The sequence below is a fragment of the Rhodoplanes elegans genome (genome assembly GCF_016653355.1).
In the GTDB taxonomy this organism is placed as follows: domain Bacteria; phylum Pseudomonadota; class Alphaproteobacteria; order Rhizobiales; family Xanthobacteraceae; genus Rhodoplanes; species Rhodoplanes elegans.
On the sequence record NZ_NHSK01000188.1, the window covers coordinates 1 to 4,715 of the forward strand.

The window sequence follows — 4,715 nt, forward strand, 5'->3', positions numbered from 1 at the left end:
AATCGAGGATCGGATGGTTGGTGTCCGGCGGGTGACGTGCTCGAGCGCCGCTACGGCCGTGGCGATCCAGAACCGGTGCGCTCGCCGATCCGCGGCGGGTCAGCCTGGGAATCGCGTCATGGTCCGCCTGAGGGTCGGGTCGATCTCCACGGCGACGCGCTCGAGGAACAGCTTCCCGACCGGCGTCGCCTGACCATAAAGGGAGGCAAAGACCTGGTCGCGGTCGGCCCGCGCCGCGAGGCGGTAGAGATCACGGGCGACGAAGTCCTGGATGCCCGCGACCGCGATCGCATCGGTCCGCACCGCCAGCGTCGCTCGCGGAAGCCGCATCGCCTCGTCGCCCGGACCGGTCAGAAACGCCATCTCCAGCAATGTCGCCGTCGTCGGGCCGTGCCCGCCCTCGCTCGTCCGTGCGCTCCGCAGGACGGTCGCGAAAGCGAGCCAGGCAGCCGCATCGTAAGGCGCGAGCCGGACCGCCCGCTCGGCCGCCACACGGGCCTTCGGATGAATGGCCCGCGAGGACGCATCGTCCCGCGCGGCTTCGCTGGCCCCTGACGATGCCGCGACGAGCTTCATCGCGGCATCGACCCACAGATCCCCCCGTATCGCGCCGAGGCGGGCGGCCAGCAGCGACCGCGATGCGCTTGCTTCCCGGTCACGGCTGGCCGCCGCGGTCGTCTGCAGGCGGCCGGTCTCGCCCGGTCGGACGAGCTCGGGCACCAGGAGCCAGCCGCCGCAGGCCATGACCAGGACGGCGAAAGCGAAGAGCCCGCTCCGGACCGGCAAACCCAGGCTGCGGCGTCCACCCGGCGACGGCGGCGCGGAGCTAGAGGACGAAAGCGGTGTCATTCTCGATCATCAGGCAGGTCAGACGGCCGGTCGCATAGGCGCCGGTGTCGATGTTGATGCGGTTGCGCCGAAACTCGGGCTCCATCACGGCCGTGTGACCGTGCACGATCATCTTCTCGTAGGGAGCCTCCCATTCGAGGAACTCGTCGCGAATCCACAACAGATCCTGCTCGACCTGCCGGGTGAGCGGAACGCCCGGCCGAATTCCGGCGTGCGCGAAATAATATCCCCCGAGCGTGAAGAACGGCACCATCGCCTCGAAGAACGCGTAATGGCTGTCCGGGACCGCCATGCGCAGCGCAGCCGAAAGCGCGGCGAGCTCCGCGTCGTCGGGGTTGAGCGAGGGACGCAGCCCATACGACATCAGCGTCTCGAGCCCACCCCACTGGCGCCAGCTCCGCAACACCTGCGGGTCGCTGATGAAGTCGAGCAGGAACGTCTCGTGGTTTCCCTTCAGGAACACCGTGTCGCGGTGCCGGGCGCGCGCGAGCAGGCGATCGATCACATCCCGCGACCGTGGCCCGCGATCGACATAGTCGCCGAGATAGACCTCGATCGCGTGGCGGGCGTGGTGGCCTCTGAGATCCGCGTCGATGCGATCGAAGACGTCACCCAGGAGATCGTCGCGCCCGTGCACGTCACCGATCGCATAAATGCGATATCCGGCCGGCAATGCGAATGCAGGCTCCTTCGATCGTCCGAGCGTCCACACGGTGAAGGTCCGATCCGGCGAGGCAGTCGTTCGTCGTGATCGGGTTAGCAAATTCGGCGAGGCCGCTCCACCGCGACGACGTCGCGGCGCGGTCGAGTCTCGTTTTCTCGGGTCCAGACCGTCATGGCCGATGCGACTCTGGATGGGCGCGCATCCATGAGAACCGCCCGGGATGACGCGTGCCGAAAGGATCGATGGACCACACGATGGCGAGCGGTTCATCCCCGACCGGCCCATGCGAAAGCTCGGAGAGTTAACGAAAGCGAACCGAAACGTCTTTCATTTTCAATAATTTGCGTTATGTGACCGAACGTGATCGCAAGCCGCGTCCGCTATCTCTGGTCCGGAGACGACGAGCGGAGCGGCGATCATGCGCGGCAAGGCGACAGCGGTCACGAAGGCGACGGCGGTCACGATCCTGGCGGGGCTGACGGTTCTGGGCTGGTCGGTTTCGACCGAGGCAGCCTTCTTCGGCGCTCCCCGCGTGCTCAAGCAGCAGGTCGCCCGGCTGCAGCTCGACGAGCCGGCGCCCGCCCCGATGGCCCACACGCGGTTCTGCCTGCAGTACACGCACGAATGCAAGGTGCGCCGGACCGTGTTCCGCGGCGGCGCCATGAAGCTCACGCCCGAACGCTGGGCCGAGCTCGCCAAGGTGAATGCCGAGATCAATCGCGCCATCACGCCCGAGCCGAACACCCGCGGCGTCGCTTACGAGCGCTGGCTGATCGGCCCGTCGGCCGGCGACTGCAACGACTACGCTGTCACCAAGCGCCACGAGCTCGTCAAGCGCGGCTGGGCGCCGCGCAATCTCCTTCTCGCCGAGGTCGTGGTCGCGTCCGGCGAGCATCACCTGGTCCTCGTCATCCGTACGACCGACGGGGATTTCATCGCCGACAATCTGCATCCGGCGATCCGGGCCTGGGCGACCCCGCGCTACCGCTGGGTCCGCATGCAGTCGCCGAAGAACCCGCAGTTCTGGTCGAGAGTCGCGATCGGCCGCCCCGACCGCTCCGTCTAGCGGCTGGATTGCCCCAGGCGCTGCGCGAGGCCCAGGCCGAGCACGAGACAGGCCAGGACCATCGGGCCGAGCCCGAGCAGGCTCGCGTCGTGGAAGGCGCCGATCGCGAGCGTCACCACACAACCGGCCGCCGCCGCCGAATAGAAGGAATCCCGCCCGCGTTTCAGCGCGCCCCGGATCAGCAGGCCGGCGATCACGGCCGCCATGAGGAGAGCGATCCACGGCGCCGCGGTGCCGAGTTCGATCGCGAGCGCGGCCACTGTGGTGGGCGCCCCCGGCAGCCCGCTTACAGCCCCTTCCTCGTAGGACGAGAGCACCCGCGCCGTCGTCCCAGCCCCGGTCCCCGTCGCCGTGACGTCGGCGATCAAACGTTGCGCTGCGTCGAAGCGACCGGGTGCCACTTCCGCGAAGCGGATCGCCAACGGCGCATCCCGCACGCCGCCCAGGGCTGCGAGGCTCATGACGACCACGACGGCTCCAGCCGCGGCCAGCCCCCACCCCAGCCAGACGATGCCGCCCATGCGCCGCACGACGACGACGAGGGCGAACGTCGCGGCGCCGCTCAGCGCCGAGATCAGCATGATCCCGCCGCGAAAGAACCCGACCGCGAAGACGCAGACGAGCAGCGCCACGAGGGCGAGCGACAGGCGCTCGATCAGCGCCACCGTCGACATGGCCCCGCGGCGATGCCGCGTCTCGTAACGCTCGAACACCAGATCCGCATAGGCGAGCGCCGTGACGACGCCGAGTGCGGCGGCGGTGTCGAAAGCCGCCCTGGTCCGCCCCTGCAGTTCCCCCAGGAACGTCGCGCCGGAGAGGTCGTGCGAGACGACGACGAGCGCCATGGCGGCCGTCGCGCCCGTAAGGGTCCCCAGCGTCCACTCGGCACGGCCGCGGTCGATGGTGGCGGCCGCACTCGTGAGGACGAGCGCGAGCGCGAGAAGCCAGGTGCAGAGCGCCACCACGGTCGCACCGGGATCGATCGTGACCGGGGCGTAGACGGACGCCCCGAGGGCGGACGCCGCACTCGCCCAGATCGGATGGGCGAGCCCCGGGACCGGGACGAGCTGAACGATCGTCCACACGACCGGCACCAGCGCGAGCGGCACGACCGGCGCCAGGGCCCGTCGAAGCTGTGCGGTCTCCCCGGGACGGAGCGACGCCGCAACGATCGCCAGTCCGAGGCCGACCGCGATCATCAGGGCGCCCATCGCCCCGCGCTCGCCGACGACCGGCAGACCATCGGCGACGGACAGAAGCGGAATGCAGACGACCAGGGCCAAGATGGCGAACGATGCGACGGTCACGGCGACCGACCCGAGGCAAGGATGATACCGATCTAAACGCGAATGATCACATCACGGCGTGCCAGCCGACGTCCCTGTTCGAGATTGTGGCTCGGCACGCGTGCTTCGGTACCATGAACCGGCAACCCATGTCATGCGTCGCCGCCCGCCGACGGTACCACCGTCGCGAACGAGACACATCACACGCCACTATGAATGGGCTGCCAGTATCGATTGGCTGCAATTATCGATTGGCTGCAAGTATCGATTGACGTCGTGTGCGGCGCTCAAATTTCGGCGGCGGGCACGCGAGTGGGGGCGGACCTGGTCATCGTTCGAGCCCGTGACACGACCAGGAGATACTGGGCCGTAACGCCTGCCAGATAGCCCACCTGAAGCGCGAGGGCGACGCCGACGCAGTAAGCGACCAGGGTCGTCAGGGGAAGGTCGTTCGAGACAGCGAACGCCACGAGGCCGATCCAGGCGACGAGGGTCACCGGAACGAGGCTCAAGACGCCGTACCGCATACCGAGGACGGCACCGGTGAGAACCGACACGACGAGACAGGCGAACATCGAACACCTCTCACGACGAGGGTTCGACCAAATGTCTTAAGAATCCGCTAACGATTTCGCCCGAGTTCGACAAATAGAAACCGATACAATCTTAACGATCTTCTGCACCATCACCCGCCAGACGGGCACCGTCGTAAAGGGCTACGTCGCCCCATATCCCAACCGTCATCTCGTTATTGTGGACCACCGCGAGCATTACAGACATTGCGCGGAACGCGATCGAGGATCTCTGGCTGTTGTCGAGACAAGCGCCGCCACGAGGGCCCGCCCCCCGG

At 67.7% G+C, this 4,715-nt stretch carries 6 protein-coding genes; 1 reads left to right on the forward strand and 5 read right to left on the reverse strand.

Annotation, left to right across the window (positions count from 1 at the left end; translation table 11 throughout):
- Positions 1-99: 99 nt before the first annotated feature.
- Entirely contained in the window at positions 100-849 is a 750-nt protein-coding gene (locus CCR97_RS22660) for a hypothetical protein (RefSeq protein ID WP_146618603.1), read from the reverse strand.
- Positions 827-1,798, reverse strand: a complete 972-nt coding sequence (locus CCR97_RS22665) for a metallophosphoesterase family protein (protein ID WP_244670624.1) — start codon at positions 1,796-1,798, stop codon at positions 827-829. The genes CCR97_RS22660 and CCR97_RS22665 overlap by 23 nt, the downstream gene beginning before the upstream one ends.
- Positions 1,799-1,931: 133 nt before the next feature.
- Here CCR97_RS22665 and CCR97_RS22670 point away from each other — a divergent pair, with 133 nt between their 5' ends.
- Positions 1,932-2,579, forward strand: coding sequence for a transglutaminase-like cysteine peptidase (locus CCR97_RS22670; protein ID WP_111355093.1), 648 nt, complete (start codon positions 1,932-1,934; stop codon positions 2,577-2,579).
- Here CCR97_RS22670 and CCR97_RS22675 read toward each other — a convergent pair.
- The 3 genes from CCR97_RS22675 to CCR97_RS31415 form a co-directional block, all read right to left on the reverse strand.
- Positions 2,576-3,862, reverse strand: coding sequence for a hypothetical protein (locus tag CCR97_RS22675; RefSeq protein ID WP_146618604.1), 1,287 nt, complete (start codon positions 3,860-3,862; stop codon positions 2,576-2,578). The two genes, CCR97_RS22670 and CCR97_RS22675, sit on opposite strands and share 4 nt — an antisense overlap.
- A gap of 290 nt (positions 3,863-4,152) precedes the next feature.
- On the reverse strand, positions 4,153-4,440 hold the full coding sequence (locus tag CCR97_RS22680; protein WP_111355095.1) for a hypothetical protein: 288 nt from the start codon (positions 4,438-4,440) through the stop codon (positions 4,153-4,155).
- Positions 4,441-4,531: 91 nt separating this feature from the next.
- A partial coding sequence (locus CCR97_RS31415) for a hypothetical protein (protein ID WP_207199555.1) occupies positions 4,532-4,715 on the reverse strand: 184 nt, incomplete at its 5' end.